Origin of the sequence: Pseudomonas cichorii (assembly GCF_003700275.1) — a bacterium.
GTDB lineage: Bacteria > Pseudomonadota > Gammaproteobacteria > Pseudomonadales > Pseudomonadaceae > Aquipseudomonas > Aquipseudomonas cichorii_B.
The window spans coordinates 58,555-80,777 of record NZ_RBRE01000064.1 but is presented as its reverse complement, the minus strand read 5'-3'; the positions used below and the strand labels follow the sequence as shown (position 1 = coordinate 80,777).

Annotated in this window: 25 protein-coding genes; 17 read left to right on the top strand and 8 right to left on the bottom strand. The window is 58.2% G+C overall.

Annotated features, from left to right (window positions below; translation table 11 throughout):
- Positions 1-53: 53 nt before the first annotated feature.
- The 4 genes from lptB to ALQ04_RS17905 all read right to left on the bottom strand — a co-directional run bounded on the left by lptB (position 54) and on the right by ALQ04_RS17905 (position 3,023).
- Positions 54-779, bottom strand: coding sequence for an LPS export ABC transporter ATP-binding protein (lptB, locus tag ALQ04_RS17920; RefSeq protein ID WP_122317082.1), 726 nt, complete (start codon positions 777-779; stop codon positions 54-56).
- On the bottom strand, positions 780-1,325 hold the full coding sequence (gene lptA, locus ALQ04_RS17915) for a lipopolysaccharide transport periplasmic protein LptA (RefSeq protein WP_117165792.1): 546 nt from the start codon (positions 1,323-1,325) through the stop codon (positions 780-782).
- Positions 1,312-1,884 (bottom strand): LPS export ABC transporter periplasmic protein LptC, encoded by a 573-nt coding sequence (gene lptC / locus ALQ04_RS17910; protein WP_122317081.1) that lies wholly within the window; start codon positions 1,882-1,884, stop codon positions 1,312-1,314. The genes lptA and lptC overlap by 14 nt, the downstream gene beginning before the upstream one ends.
- 164 nt (positions 1,885-2,048) lie before the next feature.
- Positions 2,049-3,023 carry a KpsF/GutQ family sugar-phosphate isomerase gene (locus ALQ04_RS17905; RefSeq protein WP_122317080.1) on the bottom strand — a complete coding sequence of 325 codons (975 nt, stop codon included), beginning with the start codon at positions 3,021-3,023 and terminating at the stop codon, positions 2,049-2,051.
- Between the two features lie 315 nt (positions 3,024-3,338).
- Here ALQ04_RS17905 and ALQ04_RS17900 point away from each other — a divergent pair, with 315 nt between their 5' ends.
- From ALQ04_RS17900 to hisC, 10 genes are all read left to right on the top strand, one after another.
- A complete protein-coding gene (locus ALQ04_RS17900; RefSeq protein WP_122317079.1) occupies positions 3,339-4,148 on the top strand; it encodes an ATP-binding cassette domain-containing protein in 810 nt (269 codons plus the stop codon).
- On the top strand, positions 4,148-4,945 hold the full coding sequence (mlaE, locus tag ALQ04_RS17895; RefSeq protein ID WP_122317078.1) for a lipid asymmetry maintenance ABC transporter permease subunit MlaE: 798 nt from the start codon (positions 4,148-4,150) through the stop codon (positions 4,943-4,945). Before ALQ04_RS17900 ends, mlaE begins: the two co-directional genes overlap by 1 nt.
- On the top strand, positions 4,945-5,412 hold the full coding sequence (gene mlaD, locus ALQ04_RS17890; RefSeq protein WP_122317077.1) for an outer membrane lipid asymmetry maintenance protein MlaD: 468 nt from the start codon (positions 4,945-4,947) through the stop codon (positions 5,410-5,412). The genes mlaE and mlaD overlap by 1 nt, the downstream gene beginning before the upstream one ends.
- Before the next feature lie 10 nt (positions 5,413-5,422).
- On the top strand, positions 5,423-6,076 hold the full coding sequence (locus ALQ04_RS17885) for a phospholipid-binding protein MlaC (RefSeq protein WP_122317076.1): 654 nt from the start codon (positions 5,423-5,425) through the stop codon (positions 6,074-6,076).
- The gene (locus ALQ04_RS17880) at positions 6,073-6,378 is read left to right on the top strand and encodes a lipid asymmetry maintenance protein MlaB (RefSeq protein ID WP_122317075.1); all 306 of its coding nucleotides are present in this window, start codon (positions 6,073-6,075) and stop codon (positions 6,376-6,378) included. Before ALQ04_RS17885 ends, ALQ04_RS17880 begins: the two co-directional genes overlap by 4 nt.
- Before the next feature lie 114 nt (positions 6,379-6,492).
- On the top strand, positions 6,493-6,732 hold the full coding sequence (locus tag ALQ04_RS17875; protein WP_122317074.1) for a BolA family protein: 240 nt from the start codon (positions 6,493-6,495) through the stop codon (positions 6,730-6,732).
- A gap of 23 nt (positions 6,733-6,755) precedes the next feature.
- Positions 6,756-8,021: a UDP-N-acetylglucosamine 1-carboxyvinyltransferase gene (murA, locus tag ALQ04_RS17870; RefSeq protein ID WP_122317073.1), complete on the top strand. Its 1,266-nt coding sequence runs from the start codon at positions 6,756-6,758 to the stop codon at positions 8,019-8,021.
- A gap of 150 nt (positions 8,022-8,171) precedes the next feature.
- Positions 8,172-8,807 carry an ATP phosphoribosyltransferase gene (gene hisG / locus ALQ04_RS17865; protein WP_122317072.1) on the top strand — a complete coding sequence of 212 codons (636 nt, stop codon included), beginning with the start codon at positions 8,172-8,174 and terminating at the stop codon, positions 8,805-8,807.
- A 124-nt stretch (positions 8,808-8,931) separates the two neighbouring features.
- Positions 8,932-10,278 carry a histidinol dehydrogenase gene (gene hisD, locus ALQ04_RS17860; protein ID WP_122317071.1) on the top strand — a complete coding sequence of 449 codons (1,347 nt, stop codon included), beginning with the start codon at positions 8,932-8,934 and terminating at the stop codon, positions 10,276-10,278.
- Positions 10,278-11,330: a histidinol-phosphate transaminase gene (gene hisC / locus ALQ04_RS17855; RefSeq protein WP_122317070.1), complete on the top strand. Its 1,053-nt coding sequence runs from the start codon at positions 10,278-10,280 to the stop codon at positions 11,328-11,330. The genes hisD and hisC overlap by 1 nt, the downstream gene beginning before the upstream one ends.
- A gap of 65 nt (positions 11,331-11,395) precedes the next feature.
- Here the strand turns inward: hisC and algW are convergent, their stop codons facing one another.
- The gene (algW, locus tag ALQ04_RS17850) at positions 11,396-12,556 is read right to left on the bottom strand and encodes a Do family serine endopeptidase AlgW (RefSeq protein WP_122317069.1); all 1,161 of its coding nucleotides are present in this window, start codon (positions 12,554-12,556) and stop codon (positions 11,396-11,398) included.
- A 108-nt stretch (positions 12,557-12,664) separates the two neighbouring features.
- Between algW and ALQ04_RS17845 the strand changes: the two genes are divergently transcribed.
- From ALQ04_RS17845 to ALQ04_RS17830, 4 genes are all read left to right on the top strand, one after another.
- The gene (locus ALQ04_RS17845; protein WP_122317068.1) at positions 12,665-13,423 is read left to right on the top strand and encodes a Nif3-like dinuclear metal center hexameric protein; all 759 of its coding nucleotides are present in this window, start codon (positions 12,665-12,667) and stop codon (positions 13,421-13,423) included.
- A 178-nt stretch (positions 13,424-13,601) separates the two neighbouring features.
- Entirely contained in the window at positions 13,602-14,519 is a 918-nt protein-coding gene (gene cysD / locus ALQ04_RS17840; protein WP_117165803.1) for a sulfate adenylyltransferase subunit CysD, read from the top strand.
- A gap of 10 nt (positions 14,520-14,529) precedes the next feature.
- Positions 14,530-16,428: a sulfate adenylyltransferase subunit CysN gene (gene cysN / locus ALQ04_RS17835; RefSeq protein WP_122317067.1), complete on the top strand. Its 1,899-nt coding sequence runs from the start codon at positions 14,530-14,532 to the stop codon at positions 16,426-16,428.
- 176 nt (positions 16,429-16,604) lie between these two features.
- Entirely contained in the window at positions 16,605-17,093 is a 489-nt protein-coding gene (locus tag ALQ04_RS17830; protein WP_259645043.1) for a hypothetical protein, read from the top strand.
- A gap of 13 nt (positions 17,094-17,106) precedes the next feature.
- Here ALQ04_RS17830 and ALQ04_RS26955 read toward each other — a convergent pair whose 3' ends face one another.
- Together ALQ04_RS26955 and ALQ04_RS17825 are read right to left on the bottom strand one after the other, a co-directional pair.
- Positions 17,107-17,265 (bottom strand): hypothetical protein, encoded by a 159-nt coding sequence (locus ALQ04_RS26955; protein ID WP_183142213.1) that lies wholly within the window; start codon positions 17,263-17,265, stop codon positions 17,107-17,109.
- Positions 17,266-17,420: 155 nt separating this feature from the next.
- A complete protein-coding gene (locus ALQ04_RS17825; protein WP_122317066.1) occupies positions 17,421-17,861 on the bottom strand; it encodes a YhcB family protein in 441 nt (146 codons plus the stop codon).
- A gap of 144 nt (positions 17,862-18,005) precedes the next feature.
- Between ALQ04_RS17825 and ALQ04_RS17820 the strand changes: the two genes are divergently transcribed.
- From ALQ04_RS17820 to zapE, 3 genes are all read left to right on the top strand, one after another.
- The gene (locus ALQ04_RS17820) at positions 18,006-18,635 is read left to right on the top strand and encodes an alpha/beta hydrolase (protein ID WP_122317065.1); all 630 of its coding nucleotides are present in this window, start codon (positions 18,006-18,008) and stop codon (positions 18,633-18,635) included.
- Positions 18,636-18,662: 27 nt separating this feature from the next.
- A complete protein-coding gene (locus ALQ04_RS17815; RefSeq protein ID WP_122317064.1) occupies positions 18,663-20,009 on the top strand; it encodes a tryptophan--tRNA ligase in 1,347 nt (448 codons plus the stop codon).
- A gap of 63 nt (positions 20,010-20,072) precedes the next feature.
- On the top strand, positions 20,073-21,167 hold the full coding sequence (zapE, locus tag ALQ04_RS17810; RefSeq protein ID WP_122317063.1) for a cell division protein ZapE: 1,095 nt from the start codon (positions 20,073-20,075) through the stop codon (positions 21,165-21,167).
- A 97-nt stretch (positions 21,168-21,264) separates the two neighbouring features.
- Here zapE and ALQ04_RS17805 read toward each other — a convergent pair whose 3' ends face one another.
- Positions 21,265-22,161, bottom strand: coding sequence for a GlxA family transcriptional regulator (locus ALQ04_RS17805; protein WP_183142219.1), 897 nt, complete (start codon positions 22,159-22,161; stop codon positions 21,265-21,267).
- Between the last annotated feature and the right edge of the window lie 62 nt (positions 22,162-22,223).

Sequence of the window (22,223 nt, the reverse complement as noted above, 5' to 3'; positions counted from 1 at the left end):
TGTCAACAGCCTGCTTAGGCAAAGCTCGTATCAAAAGAGCCACACAGGATCGACTACAGGCGGAACTCGTGGCCGAGGTAAACCTCTTTGACCAACTGGTTGGCCAGAATGGTTTGCGCATCGCCTTCGGCAATCAGCTGTCCATCGTTGACGATGTAGGCGGTTTCGCAGATATCCAGGGTTTCGCGGACGTTGTGATCGGTGATCAGCACGCCGATGCCCTTGGCCTTCAGATGATGAATGATCTGTTTGATATCGCCCACCGAGATGGGGTCTACGCCTGCGAAAGGCTCATCGAGCAGGATGAACTTGGGAGCGGTGGCCAGGGCCCGTGCAATTTCCACGCGGCGGCGTTCACCACCCGAAAGGCTCATGCCGAGGTTGTCGCGGATGTGGGTGATGTGGAATTCCTGCAGCAGGCTTTCCAGCTCCTTGCGGCGTGCAGCGCCGTCGAGCTCCTTGCGGGTTTCCAGGATCGCCATGATGTTGTCGGCTACCGACAGTTTGCGGAAGATCGAGGCTTCCTGCGGCAGATAGCCGATACCGGCGCGGGCACGACCGTGCATCGGCTGGTGGCTGACATCCAGATCGTCGATCAGCACGCGGCCCTGATCGGCCTGTACCAGGCCGACAATCATGTAGAAACAGGTTGTCTTGCCGGCGCCGTTGGGGCCCAGCAAACCTACGATCTGGCCGCTGTCGATGGACAGGCTGACATCGCGTACGACCTGACGGCTTTTGTAGCTTTTGGCCAGGTGCTGGGCTTTGAGCGTCGCCATTTACTGGGCCTTCTGCTGTTCGGTTTTCTTTTTGGGCTGGATGACCATGTCGATCCGTGGACGTGGCGCAGTCACTTTGGCACCGCCATTGGCGCGACCGGCGGTGACGACCTGTTTCACGGTGTCATAGACGATCTTCTCGCCTTCGGAAGTGTTGCCGTCGTTGATGACCTTGGCCTTGTCGATCAGTACGATGCGGTCCTGTGCCGCGTAATACTGGATGGTCACGCCATAGGCCTGCACGATCGGCTTGTCCACCGAGGGTTTCTGCTCGTAATAGGCCAGGTTGCCGACGGAGGTGAATACATCGACTTCGCCCTGGGCATTACGAGTGATGGTCACGGTATTACCGGTGATCTTCATCGAACCCTGAGTGATGATGACGTTGCCCTTGTAGGTGGCAACGCCTTTCTTGTCATCGAGCTGCGCATCGTCAGACTGGATATGGATCGGCTGATCGCGGTCGGTTGGCAGGGACCAGGCGCTCGGGCTTCCCAGTGCTGCGCCCAGGCCGAGCAAAAAAGGAAGAGTTTTAACGAGACTCATACTGTCCTCTTACGTTGGACAGCAGGTCCATCCTGCCGTCGTTCAAATACGCTTTCATTCCCTTGGCTGTCGTTACACCGCCAGCGGCGTCGATTCTAACGACTTGCTCGGTCTGCGCATATTGCTTCTGTGGGAATACGGTCATACGGCTACTGGTAATGATAGTCGTACGCTGTTTTTCATCGGTACGGGCAACACGTACCGAGTCGATCAGCTCAACTTCGGTGCCGCCAGGAGAGACCTCGCCCTTTTCGCTCTGGACATGCCAGGGGAACAGGGTGCCGCGGTACATCTGCAGGTCGGGTTTGGTCAGCAGGGTCACGTCCGTGGCCTTTACATGCTCGACCTTGTCGGCGGTCATTTCGTATTGCATCTTGCCGTCGGGCAGAAACTGCACGCTGTGGGCATTGAGGGCGTAGTAGTCGATAGCGGTATCGTCTGCCGTGGCTGCCGGCTGTTCCATGAAGCTTTCCGGGCTGATGTTCCAGTAACCGGCAGCGGCAAGCAGCAGCGCAAGTACCCCGAAAGTCAGAAACGTACGAATTTTTTTAGTGAACATAAAAAATGGCTTCTATAAGTAGGCGGAGCAGGCCGCTTCAAGGTTGCCTGGTGCGCTGCCAACAGGCCGGATTGCCGTCAAGTCTGGCAGATCGAAGCCGGTAATGGCGATTTGTTCGTGTTCGTGCCGTGGATTCAGGCCTTTCGACAGCGGAGCAGCGCTCATTACATGACACCCGCGCGCAGCAGGTCCTGCAGATTGAATGCGCCCAGCGGCTGGTCATTGGGATCGACGACGATCAGCGCGCTGATCTTGTGATCCTCCATGATCTTCAGGGCTTCGGCGGCGAGCATGTCTGCGCGGGCGGTTTTGCCGTGAACGGTCATGACTTCATCGATGGTGGTTTCGCGGATATCGATGGGGCGATCCAGCGTGCGACGCAGATCACCGTCGGTAAAGATACCGGCCAGTTTGCCGTCGGTATCGATGATTGCCGTCATGCCCAGGCCCTTGCGGGTCATTTCCAGCAGGGCGTCGCGCAGCGGTGTTCCGCGCAGCACCTTGGGCAGGGCATCGCCGGTGTGCATGACGTTTTCGACTTTCAATAGCAGGCGGCGGCCCAGCGCACCACCGGGGTGCGAGAAGGCGAAGTCTTCGGCAGTGAAGCCGCGGGCCTCAAGCAGCGCAACGGCCAGGGCGTCGCCCATTACCAGCGCCGCAGTTGTCGAGGAAGTGGGGGCCAGATTCAGTGGGCAGGCTTCGTGTTCCACCTGGACGTTGAGGTTGACGTCGGCGGCCCTGGCCAGAACCGAGGCCGGATTGCCGGTCAGGCTGATCATTCTGATGCCCAGGCGTTTGATCAGCGGCAGCAGGGTGACGATTTCATTGGTCGTGCCGGAATTGGACAGCGCCAGAATGATGTCATCGCGGGTAATCATGCCCATGTCACCATGGCTGGCTTCGGCCGGATGGACGAAGTACGAGGTCGTGCCGGTGCTTGCCAGGGTCGCGGCGATCTTTCTGCCGATGTGCCCGGACTTGCCCATGCCGACCACTACGACGCGGCCCTTGCTGGCAAGAATCATTTCGCACGCCCGCACGAAATCGGCATCGAGATGGCCAAGCAAGCCTTGTATGGCTTCCATTTCGAGGCGGATGGTTCGTTGCGCGGATTGAGTCAGGGCGCTGGATCGGCTCATATCTTGAATTAGTCGGCTTGCTGAAAGGCGGCGATTATAGCGGTAATGTACGATTCCCTCACGTCTGATCGTCATGGTCTTGTGTTCTGTGCGGTTTGCTCAGCTTTTTACAGGTATTGCAAGGCTGTTCTGAGAGCCATTTCGCCATATGTATGGTGTCTGCACGGCTTGTCAGGGCATCCAACAAACAGGTTCTCTTCTTGGGTGGCGCATCGCTGCGGTGATATAGTTCGCCGCTTGTTCGGCCCGCCCATGCCGTCTGTCTCCCCGAGAGCCCGGCAGAAGAAGGGATAGGCTGTATCGCAAGGAGTTTAGATGAGCGCCGATGACGCCTATGCGGTCGAGTTGAAAGGAGTGTCCTTCAAACGCGGCACGCGCAGCATATTCAGTAATGTCGATATTCGTATCCCCAAAGGCAAGGTCACCGGGATCATGGGGCCTTCGGGCTGCGGCAAGACTACCTTGTTGCGTCTGATGGGCGCGCAGTTGCGGCCAAGCGAGGGCGAAGTCTGGGTCAACGGCCAGAACCTTCCCACGCTGTCTCGCAGCGACCTGTTCGATGCCCGCAAGCACATGGGGGTGCTGTTTCAGAGTGGTGCGCTGTTCACCGATCTGGACGTGTTCGAGAACGTTGCATTTCCCTTGCGCGTTCATACCGAATTGCCGGAAGAGATGATTCGCGACATTGTCCTGCTCAAATTGCAGGCAGTGGGATTGCGTGGCGCCCTGGAACTGATGCCCGACGAGTTGTCCGGCGGCATGAAGCGTCGTGTGGCACTGGCCCGCGCAATCGCTCTCGATCCGCAGATCCTCATGTACGACGAACCCTTTGTCGGGCAGGACCCGATTGCCATGGGCGTTCTGGTGCGCTTGATCCGCTTGCTCAACGATGCCCTGGGGATTACCAGCATCGTGGTGTCTCATGATCTCACCGAGACTGCCAGCATTGCGGATTACCTGTACGTTGTCGGCGATGGCCAGGTATTGGGGCAGGGTACGCCACAGGAACTGATGTCGTCGGATAACCCGCGTATTCGTCAGTTCATGACCGGCGAGCCGGATGGCCCCGTTCCGTTTCACTTTCCGGCAACGGATTTTCGTGAAGATCTTTTGGGGAAGCGCTGATGCGCAATAAGTCATTGTTGGAGCGGGTCCGCCTGTTTGGGCGCGCGGCCATTGATATTGTTACCGTGCTGGGGCGATCCGGCATATTCCTGGGTCATGCCCTGGTGGGGCGTGGCGGGATTGGTGGCAGTTTCTCGCTATTGATCAAGCAACTGTATTCCGTGGGCGTGATGTCCCTGGTCATCATTGTCGTGTCCGGTATGTTCATCGGCATGGTACTGGCGCTTCAGGGGTTCAGCATTCTGACCAAGTACGGCTCGGAGCAGGCTGTTGGCCAGATGGTGGCCCTGACCCTGCTGCGTGAACTGGGGCCGGTGGTTTCGGCGCTGTTGTTCGCCGGGCGTGCCGGTTCTGCACTGACTGCGGAAATCGGCAACATGAAGTCCACCGAGCAGTTGTCGAGCCTGGAGATGATCGGTGTCGATCCTCTCAAGTACATCATCGCGCCACGCCTGTGGGCCGGGTTCATTTCCCTGCCGCTGCTGGCGATCATATTCAGTGTGGTCGGAATCTGGGGTGGCTCGTGGGTGGCCATCGACTGGCTGGGCGTCTATGAAGGCTCCTTCTGGGCGAACATGCAGAGCAGCGTTTCCTTCACCAATGATGTGCTCAATGGTGTTCTCAAAAGTGTCGTCTTTGCCTTCGTGGTGACCTGGATCGCTGTTTTCCAGGGTTATGACTGTGAGCCCACTTCAGAAGGTATCAGCCGCGCCACGACCAAAACAGTTGTGTATGCCTCGCTGGCAGTGCTGGGCCTGGACTTTATTCTCACCGCCTTGATGTTTGGAGATTTCTGATGCAAAACCGTGCAATCGAAACCGGTGTCGGCCTGTTCCTGCTGGCCGGGATACTGGCTTTGCTATTGCTCGCCCTGCGTGTCAGCGGCTTGAGCGCCAGTGCGACCAATGACAGCTATAAACTTTACGCTTATTTCGACAATATCGCCGGTTTGACTGTCAGAGCCAAGGTAAGCATGGCGGGTGTCCCGATTGGCCGGGTAACGGCAATCGATCTGGATCGTGACACTTTCACCGGTCGTGTAACGCTGGAGATTGAAAAGAAGGTGGATAACCTGCCTTTGGATTCGACTGCATCGATCCTGACCGCAGGCTTGCTGGGTGAAAAATACATTGGTATCAGCGTGGGCGGTGACCAGGCTCTGCTCAAGGATGGAAGTACGATCCATGACACGCAGTCATCGCTTGTGCTGGAAGACCTGATCGGGAAATTCCTGCTCAATACCGTGAGTAAAGAAGCCAAATGAGGAGCTTTAAATGATTTCTATCCTGCGCCGTGGTCTGCTGGTATTGCTGGCCGTGCTGCCCATGATGGCAAATGCTGCGACGACTCCGTCCGCTCATGATCTGGTTGATCGCACCACCAAGGAATTGCTGAGCGATCTGGCCAGCAACAGAGAGCAGTACAAAGCCAACCCAAGTGCTTTTTACGATGCCTTGAACCGCATCGTTGGCCCGGTGGTGGATGCCGACGGCATTTCCAGAAGCATCATGACCGTCAAGTACTCGCGCAAGGCTTCGCCTGAGCAGATGCAGCGTTTCCAGGAAAACTTCAAGCGCAGCCTGATGCAGTTCTATGGCAATGCACTGCTGGAATACAACAATCAGGGCATTACCGTATCGCCAGCCAAGGATGAAGGTGCGGATCGCACCAGCGTCGACATGCAGGTAAAAGGCAACAACGGCGTGGTCTATCCGGTTTCCTACACCCTTGAGAAGGTCAACGGTGACTGGAAGGTGCGTAACGTTATCCTCAATGGCATCAACATCGGCAAGCTGTTCCGCGATCAGTTCGCCGATGCCATGCAGCGTAATGGCAACGACCTGGATAAAACCATCGATGGCTGGGCGGGTGAAGTCGCCAAGGCCAAGGAAGTGACCAACGAAGCTGCGCAGAAGGCGGCTCAATGAGCGAGTCTGCCGTACGTTTCGGTTCGCCGGGGCAATTACAGCTGACGGGCGTGCTCGACTACCGCAGCGGGCCGCAACTGCGCAAGCAGGGCGCGGCCCTTATCAAGTCCAGCGATGCACCGAATCTGGTGCTCGACTGCTCTGGCGTCGTGAAGTCCAGCAGCGTGGGCCTGGCCCTGTTGCTGGCGTTCATGCGCGACGCCAGGGATGCGGGCAAGTCGCTCAGCGTGCAGTCGCTGCCGGAAGATATGCGGGAAATTGCCCAGGTATCCGGACTGACCGAGCTTTTGAATATTCATTAATAGCCGTTATCGGAAAAGCCCTTTGTCTGGCACCCCGTCGTTGGGGTTCGCATAGCATGGGCTTTTTTGTATCATGGCCGACCCGCGCGCACAGGGCGCCGATCGAGGTTAAGCATGCAGGCTGTAGAAGTTAAGAGCTTCCTTGAAGGAAAGCTGCCCGAAATCCAGGTGGAAGTTGAAGGCCAAGGCTGCAATTTCCAGCTGAACATCATCAGTGACGAGATGGCCAGCCTGAGCCCCGTCAAGCGTCAGCAACACATCTATGCCCATCTGAACCCTTGGATTGCCGACGGCAGTATCCACGCGGTCACTATGAAATTTTTCAGCCGCGCTGCCTGGGCCGAGCGCACCTGAGCCACTTTGGTGTCGAGATTCTAATGGATAAATTGATTATTACCGGCGGCGTTCGTCTTGATGGCGAAATTCGCATTTCCGGGGCAAAGAACTCCGCCCTGCCGATTCTCTCGGCAACGCTGCTGGCTGATGGGCCGGTAACCGTCCAGAACCTGCCGCACCTGCACGACATCACCACCATGATCGAGCTGTTCGGCCGGATGGGCATCGAGCCTGTCATCGACGAAAAGCTCAGCGTCGAGATCGACCCGCGCACTATCAAGACACTGGTCGCACCGTACGAACTGGTGAAAACCATGCGTGCGTCGATCCTGGTACTGGGTCCGATGGTTGCCCGTTTCGGCGAGGCTGAAGTCGCGCTGCCGGGTGGCTGTGCCATCGGTTCGCGTCCGGTCGACCTGCACATCCGTGGTCTTGAGGCCATGGGCGCAATCATTGACGTCGAAGGCGGCTACATCAAGGCCAAGGCGCCTGAAGGCGGCCTGCGTGGCGCCAACTTCTTCTTCGATACCGTGAGCGTGACCGGTACCGAGAACATCATGATGGCCGCCAGTCTGGCAAACGGCCGCAGCGTTCTGCAGAACGCCGCCCGTGAGCCTGAAGTGGTCGATCTGGCGAACTTCCTGATCGCCATGGGTGCGAAAATCCAGGGTGCCGGTACCGATACCATCACCATCGATGGCGTTAAGCGCCTGGGTTCCGCCACCTACAAGGTCATGCCGGACCGTATCGAAACCGGTACTTACCTGGTTGCCGCTGCTGCCACCGGTGGCCGTGTCAAGGTCAAGGACACCGATCCGACGATCCTCGAAGCGGTATTGCTCAAGCTTCAGGAAGCCGGTGCCGAAATCACCAGCGGCAACGACTGGATCGAGCTGAACATGCACGGCAAGCGCCCGAAGGCGGTCAACGTGCGTACCGCGCCTTATCCGGCGTTCCCGACCGACATGCAGGCGCAGTTCATCTCGCTCAATGCGATTGCTGAAGGCACCGGTGCGGTTATCGAGACCATCTTTGAAAACCGCTTCATGCATGTCTATGAAATGCATCGCATGGGCGCGCAGATCCAGGTCGAAGGTAATACGGCAATCGTGACCGGTACCGAAGTGCTCAAGGGCGCGCCAGTAATGGCGACCGACCTGCGTGCATCGGCCAGTCTGGTAATCTCGGCACTGGTTGCCCAGGGCGATACCCTGATCGATCGCATCTACCACATAGACCGTGGTTACGAGTGCATCGAAGAGAAGCTGCAAATGCTGGGCGCTAAAATCCGCCGCGTTCCGGGCTAGTAACATGTGATTCCACTGCCTTGCGGGGCAGTGGAGTTGCCGGTGTGATTTTCTGATTCGTTTCACCTTGAGCCTGCCGTGTCGGGCTCAAGTGTTGTTCCGGGCCATTTGCCCAGGGCAAAAGTTTCCTGATAAGGACTTACGTTTTCCATGTTGACCATCGCACTGTCCAAGGGCCGTATCCTCGACGATACACTGCCGCTTCTTGCTGAAGCGGGCATTGTGCCGACCGAGAATCCGGACAAGAGCCGCAAGCTGATCATCCCCACGACCCAGGCCGATGTGCGCCTGTTGATCGTGCGCGCTACCGATGTGCCGACCTATGTCGAGCATGGCGCTGCCGATCTTGGTGTCGCGGGCAAGGATGTGTTGATGGAGTACAGCGGCCAGGGGCTGTATGAGCCTCTGGATCTGCAGATTGCCCAGTGCAAGCTCATGACCGCTGGAGCCATCGGCGCAGTAGAGCCCAAGGGCCGCCTGCGGGTGGCGACCAAGTTCGTGAATGTCGCCAAGCGCTACTACGCCGAACAGGGCCGTCAGGTCGATATCATCAAGCTGTATGGTTCGATGGAGCTGGCACCGCTGATCGGCCTGGCCGACAAGATCATCGACGTGGTCGATACCGGCAATACCTTGCGGGCCAACGGTCTTGAGCCTCAGGAGCTGATCGCAACCATCAGTTCGCGGCTGGTGGTGAACAAGGCTTCCATGAAAATGCAGCATGCGCGCATCCAGGCGCTCATCGACACCCTGCGCAAGGCAGTGGAGTCGCGACACCGCGGCTGATCCGATCGCGCGGCCTTGAGTCGCGTCCAGCTATCCGTGTCATAGCCAAATTTCTCAGGTGCCTGCGCGGATAGCTTGGTAGCTTATGGCACCTGAGCATCCGCCACTTATTGAGATCTCCGCTATGACCACTGCCACTGCAATACGCCGACTCGACGCTACCGATCCGGATTTCGCACGACATCTGGATCATCTGCTGAGCTGGGAAAGTGTGTCTGACGATTCGGTCAACCAGCGTGTGCTCGACATCATCAAGGCGGTGCGTGAGCGTGGTGACGCAGCCCTGGTCGAGTTCACCGAGCGTTTCGATGGCCTGCAAGTGGCGTCGATGGCTGACCTCATCCTGCCTCGCGAGCGCCTTGAGCTGGCGCTGACACGCATTTCCCCTGCGCAGCGTCAGGCCCTGGAAACGGCTGCTGCCCGCGTGCGCAGCTATCACGAGAAACAGAAGCAGGACTCCTGGAGCTACACCGAGGCCGATGGCACGGTGCTTGGCCAGAAAGTCACGCCGCTGGATCGTGCCGGGCTGTATGTACCGGGCGGCAAGGCTTCCTATCCTTCGTCGGTCCTGATGAACGCAATCCCGGCCAAAGTGGCCGGTGTGGCTGAAGTGGTCATGGTCGTGCCGACCCCGCGTGGCGAGATCAACGAGCTGGTACTGGCTGCTGCCTGCATCGCCGGTGTTGATCGGGTCTTCACCATTGGTGGTGCGCAGGCGGTTGCCGCTCTGGCATACGGCACTGAAAGCGTGCCGCAGGTAGATAAGGTAGTTGGTCCCGGCAATATTTATGTCGCCACCGCCAAGCGCCATGTTTTTGGTCAGGTCGGTATCGACATGATTGCCGGCCCTTCGGAAATCCTTGTGGTGTGCGATGGCCAGACCGATCCCGACTGGATTGCCATGGACCTCTTCTCCCAGGCCGAGCATGACGAAGATGCCCAGGCGATTCTGGTCAGCCCCGATGCCGAATTCCTCGACAAGGTTGCTGCCAGCATCACCAGGCTGTTGCCGACCATGGAGCGTGCCGCGATTGTCGAAACCTCGATCAATGGTCGTGGCGCCTTGATCAAGGTTGCCGATATGCAACAGGCCATCGATGTGGCCAACCGTATTGCGCCAGAGCACCTTGAGCTGTCGGTCGCCGATCCAGAGGCCTGGCTGCCGCAGATCCGCCACGCCGGTGCGATTTTCATGGGGCGCCATACTTCCGAGGCCCTTGGCGACTACTGCGCCGGTCCGAACCATGTCCTGCCGACTTCCGGCACGGCACGTTTTTCATCACCGCTGGGGGTCTATGACTTCCAGAAGCGCTCATCGATCATCTACTGCTCGCCACAGGGCGCCTCCGAACTGGGCAAGACCGCTTCGGTCCTGGCCCGTGGCGAATCGCTGACCGGGCATGCCCGCAGTGCCGAGTACCGCATCACTGATCCCGACTGGAAAGCAGGCAGCACAGAGGAAGGCAAGTAATGAGTAAATTCTGGAGTCCTTTCGTCAGCAGTCTGGTGCCTTATGTGCCGGGCGAGCAGCCGAAGCTGACCAAGCTGGTCAAGCTCAATACCAATGAAAACCCGTACGGCCCTTCGCCCAAGGCGCTTGAGGCGATGCGTGCGGCATTGACCGATGACCTGCGTCTGTACCCGGACCCCAACAGCGACCTGCTCAAGCAGGCGGTTGCCGGGTATTACGGTGTACAGGCCAGCCAGGTGTTTCTGGGCAATGGCTCCGACGAAGTGCTGGCGCACATTTTTCATGCGTTGTTCCAGCACGACAAGCCGCTGCTGTTCCCGGATATCAGCTACAGCTTCTATCCGGTGTATTGCGGCCTGTACGGCATTGAGTACGATGCCGTCGCCCTGGACGAACAGTTCCAGATCCGGGTCGCCGACTACGCCAGGCCGAATGCGGGCATCATCTTCCCCAACCCGAACGCGCCTACCGGTTGCCTGTTGCCGCTCGAAGCAGTGGAGCAGATCGTCAAGGCCAGTCCTGACTCGGTGGTAGTGGTCGATGAGGCGTATGTCGACTTCGGTGGCGAGACTGCGATAGCGCTGGTTGATCGTTATCCGAACCTGCTGGTCACCCAGACGCTGTCCAAGTCGCGCTCGCTGGCCGGGCTGCGGGTCGGGTTTGCGGTGGGGCATCCGGACCTGATCGAGGCGCTGGAGCGGGTCAAGAACAGCTTCAACTCCTATCCACTGGATCGTCTGGCGATTGTTGGCGCGACAGCTGCATTCGAGGACCGCGAACACTTTGAGTCGACTCGCAATCAAGTGATCGCCAGTCGCGAAGGCCTGGTCGAGAAGCTGGAAGGGATGGGTTTTGAAGTACTGCCTTCGGCGGCCAACTTCATCTTTGCCCGTCACCCGCAACACGATGCGGCGGGTCTGGCGGCGAAGCTGCGCGAGCAGGGCGTTATCGTGCGTCACTTCAAGCAGGAGCGGATCGCCCAGTTCCTGCGGATCAGCATTGGTACTGCCGAGCAGAACCAGGCGTTGCTGGACGGATTGAGCGGGATCTAGCCCTTTCGCGAATGAATTCGCTACCTACCGCATGGGTGGCAGCGAATTCATTCGCGAAGAACGTTTCACTGTTCTTTAGCGACCGGCGTCGGTGCCGGTGGCGGACGCAGACCCACCTCGGCGCTCAGGCGCAACTCCTTGCCATTGCGCATCACATCGATTGCGATCTTGTCCTTGGGCTTGGTACGCGCCACCTGATTCATGGAGCGTCGGCCATCACCGGCCGGTTCGCCATTGATACTCAGGATCACATCACCCAGTTGCAGACCCGCTTTCTGCGCCGGGCCATCGCGGAAGATACCGGCCACCACAATGCCCGGGCGATCTTTCAAACCGAAGGAGTCGGCCAGTTCCTGGGTCAACGGTTGAACTTCGATGCCCAGCCAGCCACGAATCACCTGACCATGCTCGATGATCGATTTCATGACGTCCATTGCCAGTTTGGTCGGGATTGCAAAGCCAATCCCCTGCGAACCGCCTGACTTGGAGAAGATCGCGGTATTGATACCGGTCAGGTTGCCGAGCGCATCGACCAGTGCTCCGCCCGAGTTGCCAGGGTTGATGGCAGCGTCGGTCTGGATGAAGTCTTCGTAGGTATTGAGGCCCAACTGGTTACGGCCAGTTGCGCTGATGATGCCCATGGTGACGGTCTGACCGACCCCGAACGGGTTGCCGATGGCCAGTGCCACGTCGCCGATGCGGATGCTGTCGGAGCGGGCGATGGTAATGGCCGGCAGGTTTTTCAGGTCGATCTTCAGTACGGCCAGATCGGTTTCGGGATCGTTGCCGATTACCCGGGCGATGGTTTCGCGGCCGTCCTTGAGGGCGACCACGATCTGGTCGGCGCCGGTAGTAACGTGGTTGTTGGTCAGCAGATAGCCTTCGGGGCTCATGATCACGCCCGAGCCGAGGCTGGACTCCATGCGTTTCTGCTTGGGCGTGTTGTCGCCGAAGAACCTGCGGAACTGAGGGTCTTCAAAGATCGGGTTGTTGCTCTTGTTGACCATCTTGGTGGTATAGAGATTGACCACGGCTGGCGCAGCAGCACTCACAGCGTCGGCGTAGGACGTCGGCCCCTGCATCACGGTGGTGATCTTGGGAGCCTGTTGCAGATTTACATCCCGGCTGGGCAGCCCGACCCATTCCGGGTAGCGCTGGATAATCAACATGGCGATGAGCACGCCAGCCAGCAATGGCCAGCCGAAAAAGCGCAGTGCCTTTAACATTGAGCAAGTCCTGATAGTTACTGGCGCAAAGATTTTTCCGCGGGTGCGCCATAATGGCGGGCATTATACGAGTACACAGCAGCTCTGCTGCATATTTAGGAGTCTTTTATGGCTGTTGCCCTGAACACCCTGGTCGAAGAGGCCGACCGCTATCTCAATAGTGCGCGCATTCAGGATTACTGCCCCAATGGTCTGCAGGTCGAAGGTCGCCCGCAGGTCATGCGTATCGTCAGTGGCGTGACGGCCAGCCAGGCCTTGCTGGATGCGGCTGTCGAGGCTCATGCCGATCTGATCCTGGTCCACCATGGATATTTCTGGAAGGGCGAAAACCCTTGTGTGGTTGGCATGAAGCAGCGCCGCTTGAAGACCTTGCTCAAGCACGACATCAGCCTGCTGGCTTATCACCTGCCGCTGGATGTGCACCCGGAGGTGGGCAATAACGTGCAGTTGGCTCGCCAACTGGATATCACGGTCGAAGGTCCGCTGGATCCTGAAAATTCGCGGGTGGTCGGCCTGGTCGGTTCGCTTGCCGAGCCTGTCACTGCGCGTGACTTCGCCCGCCGGGTGCAGGAGGCGCTGGGGCGTGAGCCGCTGCTGATCGAAGGCAGTCAGATGATTCGCCGGGTCGGCTGGTGCAGCGGCGGCGGGCAGGGCTATATCGATCAGGCGGTGCTTGAAGGCGTGGATCTGTTCCTCAGCGGCGAAGCCTCGGAGCAGACCTTTCACAGTGCCCGAGAGAACGACATCAGCTTTATTGCAGCCGGCCACCACGCGACCGAACGTTACGGCGTACAGGCGCTGGGCGACTATCTGGCGCGGCGTTTTGCGCTCGAACATATTTTCATCGACTGCCCGAACCCGATCTAGTCGGTGGCGGCGGATCGATGAGATCCAAACGAGGGGCTATATGTATAGATCGTTTCGATCTATCCGGTGCGCTGATTAGACGGTATCCGTCATGATAAAGTGCGCGCCTCGAATACGGCCCGCTGGCCGCCCGGGGGAATTCTTCCCGGCCCACAACGATTGCAATCCGTGAGTAACCATGGTTGACAAACTGACGCATCTGAAACAGCTGGAGGCGGAAAGCATCCACATCATCCGCGAGGTCGCCGCCGAGTTCGACAACCCCGTGATGTTGTACTCGATCGGCAAGGACTCTGCCGTGATGCTGCATCTGGCACGCAAGGCATTCTTCCCGGGCAAGCTGCCCTTCCCGGTCATGCACGTCGATACCCGCTGGAAATTCCAGGAAATGTATCGCTTCCGCGACCAGATGGTCGAGGAGATGGGCCTGGATCTGATCACCCACGTCAACCCGGACGGTGTTGCGCAGGGCATCAACCCTTTCACTCACGGCAGTGCCAAGCACACCGATATCATGAAGACCGAGGGCCTCAAGCAGGCTCTGGACAAGCATGGTTTTGACGCAGCTTTTGGCGGCGCACGTCGTGACGAAGAGAAATCCCGGGCCAAGGAACGTGTCTATTCGTTCCGTGACAGCAAGCATCGCTGGGACCCGAAGAACCAGCGTCCCGAGCTGTGGAACGTGTACAACGGCAACGTCAACAAAGGCGAGTCGATCCGCGTCTTCCCGCTGTCGAACTGGACCGAGCTGGACATCTGGCAGTACATCTACCTTGAAGGCATCCCGATCGTACCGCTCTATTTCGCCGCCGAACGCGACGTGATCGAGAAAAACGGCACGCTGATCATGATCGACGACGAACGTATCCTCGAGCACCTCACCGACGAGGAAAAGGCCCGCATCGTCAAGAAAAAAGTGCGCTTCCGTACCCTGGGCTGCTACCCGCTGACCGGCGCAGTAGAGTCCGAAGCCACCAGCCTGACCGACATCATCCAGGAAATGCTCCTGACGCGAACTTCCGAACGCCAGGGCCGGGTCATCGACCACGATGGCGCTGGTTCGATGGAAGAAAAGAAACGTCAAGGCTATTTCTAAGGGGTGTCAAATGTCGCATCAATCTGAATTGATCAGCGAGGACATCCTCGCCTATCTGGGCCAGCACGAACGCAAGGAAATGCTGCGCTTTCTTACCTGTGGCAACGTCGATGACGGCAAGAGCACGCTGATCGGGCGTCTGCTGCATGATTCCAAGATGATCTACGAGGATCACCTGGAAGCCATTACCCGCGATTCCAAGAAGTCCGGCACCACTGGCGATGACGTTGACCTGGCGTTGCTGGTCGATGGCCTGCAGGCCGAGCGTGAGCAGGGCATCACCATCGATGTCGCCTATCGCTACTTCTCTACTGCCAAGCGCAAGTTCATCATCGCCGATACACCGGGCCACGAGCAGTACACCCGTAACATGGCAACCGGTGCATCGACCTGCGATCTGGCGATCATTCTGGTCGACGCCCGTTATGGCGTGCAGACCCAGACGCGCCGTCACAGCTACATCGCCTCGTTGCTGGGTATCAAGCACATTGTCGTCGCCATCAACAAGATGGACCTCAATGGCTTCGATGAAAGCATCTTCGAGTCGATCAAGGCCGATTACCTGAAGTTCGCCGAAGGTCTGGCCTTCAAGCCGACCACCATGGCGTTCGTGCCAATGTCGGCGCTCAAGGGCGACAACGTGGTGAACAAGAGCGAGCGTTCGCCCTGGTACACCGGTCAGTCGTTGATGGAAATTCTCGAAACCGTGGAAATCGCCAACGACCGCAACTATGCGGACCTGCGTTTCCCGGTGCAGTACGTCAACCGTCCAAACCTGAACTTCCGTGGTTTCGCCGGTACTCTGGCCAGCGGCATCGTGCACAAGGGCGACGAAATCGTTGTGCTGCCGTCGGGCAAGAGCAGCCGCGTCAAATCCATCGTCACCTTCGAGGGTGAGCTGGAGCATGCCGGTCCGGGTCAGGCCGTAACCCTGACCATGGAAGACGAGATCGATATTTCCCGTGGTGACCTGTTGGTGCATGCCGACAACGTTCCGCAGGTCAGCGATGCGTTCGATGCGATGCTGGTCTGGATGGCCGAAGAGCCGATGCTGCCGGGCAAGAAGTACGACATCAAGCGTGCTACCAGCTATGTCCCGGGCTCGATTGCCAGCATCACCCATCGCGTCGATGTGAATACCCTGGTCGAAGGTCCTGCCAGCTCGCTGCAGTTGAACGAGATCGGTCGGGTCAAGATCAGCCTCGATGCACCTATCGCGCTGGACGGCTACGAAAGCAACCGCACTACGGGGGCGTTCATCGTTATCGATCGCCTGACCAACGGTACCGTTGCGGCGGGCATGATCATCGCCAAGCCGGTCAGTGCCGGTGGTGCCAATCACCATGGCGATCTGGCTCACGTATCGACCCAGGAGCGTGCCCAGCGCTTCGGTCAGCAACCGGCTACCGTGTTGTTCAGCGGCCTGTCGGGCGCTGGCAAAAGTACGCTGGCCTACGCGGTCGAGCGCAAGCTGTTCGACATGGGCCGTGCGGTCTATGTGCTCGATGGCCAGAACCTGCGTCACGACCTGAATAAAGGTCTGCCACAGAACCGTGCCGGTCGTACCGAGAACTGGAGCCGTGCGGCTCACGTAGCACGTCAGTTCAACGAAGCCGGCCTGCTGACCCTGGCTGCTTTCGTTGCACCGGATGCCGAAGGCCGTGAGCGCGTCAAGGCGCTGATCGGCAAGGAGCGTCTGCTGACCGTCTACGTCCAGGCTTCGCCAAGCGTCTGCCGCGAACGTGATCCTCAGGGCCTGTATGCCGCTGATGGCGACAACATCCCGGGTGAGTCCTTCCCGTACGATGTACCGCTGGATGCCGACCTCACCATCGACACGCAAACCCTGAGCGTGGAAGAGGGCGTCAAACTGGTGCTGGATCTGTTGCGTAGCCGCGGCGCGATCTAAACACCCTTCGCCAGTGAACTCGCTCCTGCGCCGCCTTTGCAGGAGCGAGTTCATTCGCCCAAAAACACTCCTGTAAAACCTCGCAACACGCAAATTTAGTGCGATATATATTTATCGCCTATCCATCCCCGCCTGCTGGTTAGTTAAGTGCTCATTATCACTTCGAAGGTGAAAGCATGAGCATTCAATATGGTTGGTTTCAAAGTAACGGGTCGCCGGTATTGCCGCCGAATCAAAAAATGCTTCCGGGACAGTTTCTGCAGTCGCCCAATGGGCGTTTTCGTCTTGAATTGCAGGGCGATGGCAATCTGGTTATCAAGGACAATGGTCCTGTCGTATGGGTAGCAGACAGTAACCAGGCCTACAGTCTTACACTTTCCCGCAAGCAGCGAGGCGCTCCGTGGTTTGTCGTCAGTAACAGCGGCTTTCTCTACGACCCGGCCAGGGCAAGGCTCTGGATAGCCGAAAGCACCCACACCACTGACACTTCGCACTGGCATCACAGCCATATGGCCATTCAGGATGACGGTAATCTGGTCATTTATGATGGGCGTGCAGGTGATCTGCGCTGGGCTCGTGTTGATTTTGTACCCGGGCGACACAGGCCGAAAAAGAAGGAGAAAATCTGGCTCGCACCTTTTGAGATATATACTTGGGTGTTTTGATTTGGCGTGTTTTTTATCGTTGTACCGGGCAATCGTATCTGTTGGGGTCCATTTCGCATTTGTACAGAAGATCAGGATCTTTCTTGCCCATGATGTAGCAGTTGCGTATGCAGTCACCGGCAATGCAGCCCGACAGCAACAGGCAGGCGACGATTATGTTCAGGGTCTTCATTTTCTTTCTCCGACGTTGGAGAAAAGAATAACGGCGCACTCAACAGAGACACAGGCGCTGCGATCCTGAAAATGCGTAGGATGTTTCTGCTGCTAGCAGATACAAAAAAGCCCGCCATTCGATCCGAGTGGCGGGCTTTTTCGGTTACTGGCCGCTTACGGCTTTTTCAGCCCGTAATGTTCATCCAGCATGCCTGGAGTGTTGGGGGCCTTGGGTGCATAGTCCTTTGGCGCTTCTGTGTCGCGTGGCGGGGTGAGACGGTCGCGGGATGCTGGCTGATGAGCCTCTGGGTGCAAGGCTGCCAGCAGGCGTTGGCGAGTCAGCTCGTCAAGGGCCAGACGGTTGGCGCCCTCGGCAAGATGCTCCTGGACTTCCTGATAGCTTTGCGACAGTTTTTGTACAAGGCTAGCCGTGCTGTTGAAGTGAGTGACCACCTCGTTCTGATAGGTATCGAAGCGCTCCTGAATGCTATCCAGCTGACGCTGGGTGTTATTCGGAACGGTATTGGGCAGCAGACGTGCGACCAGGAAACCAATGACGACACCGGCAACCAGGGCAAGAGTCGGCAACAACCAAACTAAGAGCGAGTGTTCCACGAGTCCTTCCTCTATAAACGGCTTTGCTTTACGTTAACGGCTCTAACCTGCGCTGTATACCCGCGACACGTCGCTTATAGGTCAGCCACAGACAATCAGCTAGACGAGTCGATCCAATTCGAGGTCACGGAGTTTATTTTGTCCATGCGTGAAACCCCCATATTCATTGATGGCCCCGAAGGCCAGCTTGAGGCGCTTTATCAGGATCTGCCCGATGCCGTGGGCATTGCGCTGATTTGCCATCCTAACCCGATCCAGGGCGGAACGATGCTCAATAAAGTGGTTTCGACGTTGCAGCGTACTGCACGCGATGCCGGGCTTGTTACCTTGCGTTTCAATTATCGTGGCGTCGGTGCCAGCGCCGGCACCTCGGTTGCGGGCGCCGAAGAGGTCGAGGATGCGTTCGCGGCAGCGCAGTGGCTGCGTGAGCAAAAGCCGGACCTGCCCATGACCCTGCTGGGCTTTTCCTTTGGCGGCTATGTGTCGGCCACGCTGGGCGGACGCCTGGAGGCGCAAGGGGAAAAACTGAAACATCTGTTCATGATCGCTGCCGCCGCATCGCGTTTGCAGGATCAGGACGTCTTGCCGCAGAACTGTCCGTTGACCCTCATTCAGCCGGACGCCGACGAAGTCGTGGACCCGCAAATGGTCTATGCATGGTCTGCGCGCCTGCAACGCCCCCATGAGCTGCTGAAAGTGGCAGAATGCGGACACTTTTTCCACGGCAAGCTGACCGACCTCAAGGATCTGGTCCTGCCGCGTCTCTCGAATTGATTGCAGCCATAGAATAAGCGACCTGCCATGACTACTCGTATCCTGACCGGTATCACCACCACCGGCACTCCCCATCTGGGCAACTATGCGGGCGCGATTCGCCCGGCCATCGTCGCCAGCCGCCAGAAGGATGTCGATTCGTTCTACTTCCTGGCGGACTACCACGCCTTGATCAAGTGCGACGATCCACAGCGCATCCAGCGTTCGCGCCTGGAAATCGCTGCAACCTGGCTGGCTGCCGGTCTGGATGTCGAGCGCGTGACTTTCTATCGTCAGTCCGATATTCCCGAGATCCCGGAGCTGACCTGGTTGCTGACCTGTGTGGCCGCCAAGGGCCTGCTCAACCGCGCTCACGCCTACAAGGCTTCCGTGGACAAGAACGTCGAGACCGGCGAAGACCCGGATGCGGGTGTCAGCATGGGGCTGTACAGCTATCCGGTGCTGATGGCTGCCGACATCCTGATGTTCAACGCTCACAAAGTGCCGGTCGGTCGCGATCAGATCCAGCACGTTGAAATGGCGCGTGACATCGGCCAGCGTTTCAACCACCTGTTCGGCAAGGGCAAGGAGTTCTTTGTCATGCCTGAGGCCCTGATCGAGGAAAGCGTTGCCACGCTGCCCGGTCTGGATGGCCGCAAGATGTCGAAGAGCTACGACAACACCATTCCGTTGTTCAGCAGCGCCAAGGACATGAAGGACGCGATTTCGCGCATCGTCACCGACTCGCGTGCCCCCGGCGAAGCCAAGGATCCGGACAATTCGCACCTGTTCACGCTCTATCAGGCATTCTCCAGTGCCGAACAGTCCGCCGAGTTCCGTTCCGAACTGTTGCAGGGGCTGGGTTGGGGCGAGGCCAAGAATCGTCTGTTCACGCTGCTGGATGGCGAACTGAGCGAGGCTCGCGAGAAATACCTTACGCTGATCGAGCGTCCGGCCGATCTGGAAGACATCCTGCTGGCCGGTGCCCAGAAAGCCCGTCGTGCTGCCACTCCATTCCTTGAAGAGCTGCGTGAAGCGGTCGGCCTGCGTTCATTCCGCACCGTTGTACAGAATGTCGATGCCGGCAAGAAGAAGGCCGCCAAGGGGGCGCGGATCGTCAGTTTTCGCGAAGACGACGGCAGTTTCCGTTTCCGCCTGCTGGCCGCCGATGGCGAGCAATTGCTGCTGTCGGGCAAGTTTGCCGATGGCAAGACGGCAGGTATTGCCAGTAAAAGTCTGCTGGGTGCGAGCGAGCCGTTGATCATCGAATGTGATGCTCACTTTGAAGTGGCTTTTGGCAATGGCAAGGCTGAAAGCCCCCAGTTCGATAGTCCTGAAGCGGTCAAGGCCGGTATTGAGCGCTTGAAGGCCGAACTCAAAGCCTTGCAGGACTGATTGCCATTCCCCCGGGCCGTCGCTACAGTGACGGCCCGCTTTTTTGTTGCCTTGTTAGCGAATATGACGCCCCTAGAACGATATCAAGCAGATCTGAAACGCCCCGACTTCTTCCACGATGCCGCGCAGGAAAACGCTGTGCGTCACTTGCAGCGTCTTTATGAAGATCTGGTCGCGGCGAACGACAGCAAGCCGGGCATGTTCGGCAAGTTGTTCGGCAAGAAAGAGCCGGCCCTGGTCAAGGGGCTGTATTTCTGGGGCGGCGTCGGACGGGGCAAGACCTATCTGGTCGATACCTTCTTTGACGCCTTGCCGTTCAACCAGAAGGTGCGTACTCACTTTCACCGCTTCATGAAGCGTGTGCATGAGGAGATGCGCACCCTCAAGGGCGAGAAAAACCCGCTGACCATCATCGCCAAGCGCTTTTCCGATGAGGCGCGGGTGATCTGTTTTGATGAGTTCTTCGTTTCCGATATCACCGATGCCATGATCCTCGGCACCCTGATGGAAGAGCTGTTCAAGAATGGCGTGACGCTGGTCGCGACTTCCAACATCGTGCCTGATGGCCTGTACAAGGACGGTTTGCAGCGCGCCCGCTTCCTGCCGGCCATTGCCCTGATCAAGCAGAACACCGATATCGTCAACGTCGACAGCGGCGTCGACTATCGTCTGCGCCATCTTGAGCAGGCCGAACTGTTTCACTTCCCGCTCAATGCCGCCGCCGAGGAAAGCCTGCGTAAAAGCTTCAAGGCCCTGACTCCCGAGTGCGCGCAGACCATCGAAAACGATGTGCTGATGATCGAGAACCGCGAAATCCGTGCCCTGCGTACCTGTGACGATGTGGCGTGGTTCAACTTCCGCGAACTGTGCGACGGGCCGCGCAGCCAGAACGACTACATCGAACTGGGCAAGATTTTCCATGCCGTGCTGCTGAGCGATGTCGAGCAGATGAGCGTGACCACTGACGATATCGCCCGTCGCTTCATCAACATGGTCGATGAGTTCTACGACCGTAACGTCAAGCTGATCATCTCGGCTGAAGTTGAGTTGAAGGATCTTTACACCGGTGGCCGCCTGACGTTCGAGTTCGCACGTACCTTGAGCCGCCTGCTGGAAATGCAGTCCCACGAATTCCTGGCGCGGGCGCACAAGCCTTAGAGGCTAGCGGCAAGCTCTAAGCTGCAAGTCAAAGCGCCCCGCATACCGCTTTTGATCTTGCTTGCAGCTTGTAGCTTGCAGTTTCGGCATGCAGCCGTCAGGCAGCCTGCTGGAACTGCTGCCTGTACTGGTTGGGCGATAGCTCGGTGTGCTGGCGGAACAGGCGGGCGAAGAAGCTGGCGTCGTCGTAGCCAATTTCATAGCTGATGGTCTTGATGCTTTTTCGCGTGCCCGAGAGCAGGCCCTTGGCTGTTTCGATGCGCAGGCGTTGCAGGTAATGTAGCGGTTTGTCACCGGTTGCAGCCTGGAAGCGGCGCATGAAGTTGCGGATGCTCATGCCGTGGTTGCGGGCCACGTCTTCAAAGCGGAACTTGTCCGCGAAGTGTTCTTCGAGCCAGTGCTGGATTTGCAGGATGATCACATCCTGATGCAGCTTCTGGCCGCCAAAGCCGATTCTTCCTGGCGAATAACTGCGCCGTACCTCATAGAGAATGTCCCGGGCCACGGCCTGGGCCACGTTCGAGCCGCAGAATCGTTCGATCAGATAAATGTACAGGTCGCAGGCTGACGTGGTGCCGCCTGCGCAATACAGGTTGTCGGCGTCTGTCAGGTGCTTTTCCTGGTTGAGCAGGACCTGGGGAAACCTTTCGCTGAACGCATTGAAGAAGCGCCAGTAGGTCGTGGCTTCCTTGCCATCCAGCAGGCCGGCCTCGGCCAGCCAGAAAACCCCGGTGGCTTCGCCGCACAGCACGGCGCCGCTGGCGTGCTGTTCACGTAGCCAGGGCAGGACTTGCGGGTAGTGTTGCAGCAGGCTGTCGAAGTCATCCCAGAATGCGGGCAGGACGATAATGTCGCTTGGGCACAACGGGCCGTCTACCGGCAGGGTGACGTCGCTGAAGCTGCTGACGGGAAGTCCGTCCGGGCTTACCAGGCGAATTTCAAAGGCAGGTTTGAAGCCGTGACCCAGTTGCTTGCTGTACCGCAGGCTGGCCAGATGGAAGAAGTCCTTGGCCTGCATCAGGGTCGAAGCGAACACTTTGTCGGTGGCAAGAATGC

Coding starts and splice junctions, on each gene's coding strand:
- lptB (WP_122317082.1), bottom strand. CDS start 779: ATGGCGACGCTCAAAGCCCAGCACCTGGCCAAAAGCTACAAAAGCCGT.
- lptA (WP_117165792.1), bottom strand. CDS start 1,325: ATGAGTCTCGTTAAAACTCTTCCTTTTTTGCTCGGCCTGGGCGCAGCA.
- lptC (WP_122317081.1), bottom strand. CDS start 1,884: ATGTTCACTAAAAAAATTCGTACGTTTCTGACTTTCGGGGTACTTGCG.
- ALQ04_RS17905 (WP_122317080.1), bottom strand. CDS start 3,023: ATGAGCCGATCCAGCGCCCTGACTCAATCCGCGCAACGAACCATCCGC.
- ALQ04_RS17900 (WP_122317079.1), top strand. CDS start 3,339: ATGAGCGCCGATGACGCCTATGCGGTCGAGTTGAAAGGAGTGTCCTTC.
- mlaE (WP_122317078.1), top strand. CDS start 4,148: ATGCGCAATAAGTCATTGTTGGAGCGGGTCCGCCTGTTTGGGCGCGCG.
- mlaD (WP_122317077.1), top strand. CDS start 4,945: ATGCAAAACCGTGCAATCGAAACCGGTGTCGGCCTGTTCCTGCTGGCC.
- ALQ04_RS17885 (WP_122317076.1), top strand. CDS start 5,423: ATGATTTCTATCCTGCGCCGTGGTCTGCTGGTATTGCTGGCCGTGCTG.
- ALQ04_RS17880 (WP_122317075.1), top strand. CDS start 6,073: ATGAGCGAGTCTGCCGTACGTTTCGGTTCGCCGGGGCAATTACAGCTG.
- ALQ04_RS17875 (WP_122317074.1), top strand. CDS start 6,493: ATGCAGGCTGTAGAAGTTAAGAGCTTCCTTGAAGGAAAGCTGCCCGAA.
- murA (WP_122317073.1), top strand. CDS start 6,756: ATGGATAAATTGATTATTACCGGCGGCGTTCGTCTTGATGGCGAAATT.
- hisG (WP_122317072.1), top strand. CDS start 8,172: ATGTTGACCATCGCACTGTCCAAGGGCCGTATCCTCGACGATACACTG.
- hisD (WP_122317071.1), top strand. CDS start 8,932: ATGACCACTGCCACTGCAATACGCCGACTCGACGCTACCGATCCGGAT.
- hisC (WP_122317070.1), top strand. CDS start 10,278: ATGAGTAAATTCTGGAGTCCTTTCGTCAGCAGTCTGGTGCCTTATGTG.
- algW (WP_122317069.1), bottom strand. CDS start 12,556: ATGTTAAAGGCACTGCGCTTTTTCGGCTGGCCATTGCTGGCTGGCGTG.
- ALQ04_RS17845 (WP_122317068.1), top strand. CDS start 12,665: ATGGCTGTTGCCCTGAACACCCTGGTCGAAGAGGCCGACCGCTATCTC.
- cysD (WP_117165803.1), top strand. CDS start 13,602: ATGGTTGACAAACTGACGCATCTGAAACAGCTGGAGGCGGAAAGCATC.
- cysN (WP_122317067.1), top strand. CDS start 14,530: ATGTCGCATCAATCTGAATTGATCAGCGAGGACATCCTCGCCTATCTG.
- ALQ04_RS17830 (WP_259645043.1), top strand. CDS start 16,605: ATGAGCATTCAATATGGTTGGTTTCAAAGTAACGGGTCGCCGGTATTG.
- ALQ04_RS26955 (WP_183142213.1), bottom strand. CDS start 17,265: ATGAAGACCCTGAACATAATCGTCGCCTGCCTGTTGCTGTCGGGCTGC.
- ALQ04_RS17820 (WP_122317065.1), top strand. CDS start 18,006: ATGCGTGAAACCCCCATATTCATTGATGGCCCCGAAGGCCAGCTTGAG.
- ALQ04_RS17815 (WP_122317064.1), top strand. CDS start 18,663: ATGACTACTCGTATCCTGACCGGTATCACCACCACCGGCACTCCCCAT.
- zapE (WP_122317063.1), top strand. CDS start 20,073: ATGACGCCCCTAGAACGATATCAAGCAGATCTGAAACGCCCCGACTTC.